The organism is Peribacillus sp. P4_C12, assembly GCF_056402095.1.
Window position 1 is genome coordinate 1 of the sequence record NZ_JBFUIB010000517.1, and the last position, 2,510, is coordinate 2,510.

The window sequence follows — 2,510 nt, forward strand, 5'->3', positions numbered from 1 at the left end:
TCCTTAACCTTACGATAAAATGTAGCCTTAGTCATATTTGATTTCTTCATTGCTTCAACTGCAGTGATATCTCCTGCTCTCCATTGTTTATAAGCCTGTTCAAATTCAGATGTAATAGATGTTTTAGGTCTCCCTAGGTGTTTACCCTGTGCCTTTGCTAAAGCTATGCCTTCTGCTTGGCGAGTCTTAATCTTAGTTCTCTCTTCTTCGGCAACCCATGATAATACTTGTAATATCAAGTCAGCTACAAAAGAACCGATTGAATCATTGTACTTGCGTGTATCCAATAATGGCATATCAATTACGACAATATGTGCTTTAATGTTCTGAGTGATATCATTCCACTCGTTTAGAATCATCTCTTTGTTGCGACCTAGCCTATCTAATGAATGAATGTATAGTGTATCTCCTTTACGCAAACGCAATTTCAAAGCTTGGTATTGAGGTCTATTGAAGTCTTTACCACTTTGCTTATCAATATGAATATCACGTTCATCAATTCCAAGAGCATACATGCTATCCATTTGTCGTGTTTCATTTTGGTCTTTACTGCTTACTCGTACATATCCGAATTCTTTGTTGTCCATGGTTAATTCCGCCTTTGTTATTTTATACTCTCATCTTATCGGATGTGTATCAAAAGGTAAATGTTAATTACGGTACGTTTCATAATTGGATTTGATACCATATGAGACAATACGAACCCTTATTCGACCGTTTCACAAAATGCGTTGCAGAAAGTGTACCTTTTGAGACTGTTTTATTTTTGTTAAATATTTACATAATACGTTTTTGGTGTTAAAATTGCATTATGTGTTAATTTAACACATAGTGTTATATAGATTCATAAAAGGGGGATGTTGAAATGAATAACGAAGAAAAAACTCAACGATTCAATATGTATTTAAACCAATCTCTAGTTGATGGTCTTGATATCTTAGGTGAACAAATTAATGTACCTAAGAACTCATTAATTAATGTCGCAATTGCAAAGTTCCTATTGGAAATGAAAGTATTAGATAACTTAGAAGAACCTAATGCGGCAGAAAAGAAAGTGTTAAAACAAACTGATTACTGTAACTTACTGAATCAAGGAAGACTTCAAAAAAAAGACCATGTTAGTACAATTGAACGTATACATGTAAAAGCAACACAAGAAGATGAAATACGGTTCGCATACTATAAGTACAATAAAAACGATAATGAACGTTTGATTCTCCGCCCATTGGATTTAACTGAAGATGATTTATTTCAACTATTCATCTCAGCCATTGCTGAAGACGTATTTACTACTAAATTCAGAAGCAAATTAAAAAGTATTTTATAAACAAAAAAGCCACCTGCATCATAGGTGGTTTTTTTTGTACCTTTTGAAAACTTATAGCTTTTCGAAAACAACATTAAAAAAGCAGCGATATCTTTCCTTAGATAACACTCAATAGGTTACACCCTGCTGTGTATTATTCTTATCGAACAGCATCAGGGTATCTCTGATTGATTTATCACTTTACAGCCCTATATCGTGTTCATTATTTGAGTCGTGTCGGAAATAATGAATGATTGTGTGTGGAGGAGCGTGGTTTCTGTATCAAACCAACACACTATCATGGACACCACAGCAGGCTTAGATAATACCCCAGATTCATCTTAAGTAGTATATATCTTCTGCTTAATGGATTCAGTTTTAAAGTGTAAAAGAGAAAATAGGGGGATATAACAGGTATATTGTCACAAATTTCTCCATTAATAGCTAATCTTGTTGTATAATTTCTACTATATTGATTATTGGTAGAGGAGGAATAAAGCAGTGCAAATTGCATTAGAAGAACGTACGACTGGGCATGTTGCCTACTCTAATACAGAAAGTGTCCTTGAAATTTTACAAGAAATTGACTCCTCTAATATTTCAAGCAGAGGACTTGAAATGCTAGAACGGATAAGAATAACCTTTGATTTTCTAAAAGACACTTTGGATAAAGTAGACCCGTGGTTAGTCTCGGAAAATACCATGAACTATATACACAGTCCAATTTCACAAGTCCTGAGTGAAATTAACTATTTCAAAAATGATTATAACGAACAACGATTGGCTAATATTTTTAGTTACATTGAGGCTTTTCTTGTGTATTTATCTCAATTAGTTGTATCAAAAACACCTGATGATATTGAAGGTGTCAGACAATCTACAATTAAATTTAGGCAGTCTGTTGGTCAGCATTTAGGACATGTTGAAAGAGATTTGACAGAGACCTCGACAGCTTTGAATAAAAATACTGAAAAATTGAATGACCTAACTTCTTCCATTGAAAGTCAAAAAAACAGAATCGACTCCATTGTTAGTGAATTTCAAAGTCAATTTTTACAAGCTCAAAACCAAAGGAATGAAGAATTTAGTACCTTAATTAAAAAAGGTGAACAAGACTTTTTAGGAACTATAAAATCTTTGGAGGAGACAATTGAACAACAAACAACGACTCAGCAGGATACCTTTGACACCTTGAGTGTATATT

At 33.5% G+C, this 2,510-nt stretch carries 3 protein-coding genes; 2 read left to right on the forward strand and 1 reads right to left on the reverse strand.

Annotated features, from left to right (window positions below; genetic code table 11):
• The coding region (locus tag AC1DUW_RS25800) for a recombinase family protein (protein WP_477643818.1) at positions 1 to 587 on the reverse strand (587 nt) is incomplete at its 3' end.
• A gap of 278 nt (positions 588 to 865) precedes the next feature.
• Between AC1DUW_RS25800 and AC1DUW_RS25805 the strand changes: the two genes are divergently transcribed.
• A complete protein-coding gene (locus AC1DUW_RS25805; protein ID WP_477643819.1) occupies positions 866 to 1,327 on the forward strand; it encodes a hypothetical protein in 462 nt (153 codons plus the stop codon).
• Positions 1,328 to 1,807: 480 nt separating this feature from the next.
• On the forward strand, positions 1,808 to 2,510 hold a 703-nt coding region (locus AC1DUW_RS25810; protein ID WP_477643820.1), incomplete at its 3' end, for a hypothetical protein.

What these genes read in the sequence shown, in the direction of transcription:
- AC1DUW_RS25805 (WP_477643819.1), top strand. Translation starts at nt 866, where the DNA reads ATGAATAACGAAGAAAAAACTCAACGATTCAATATGTATTTAAACCAA.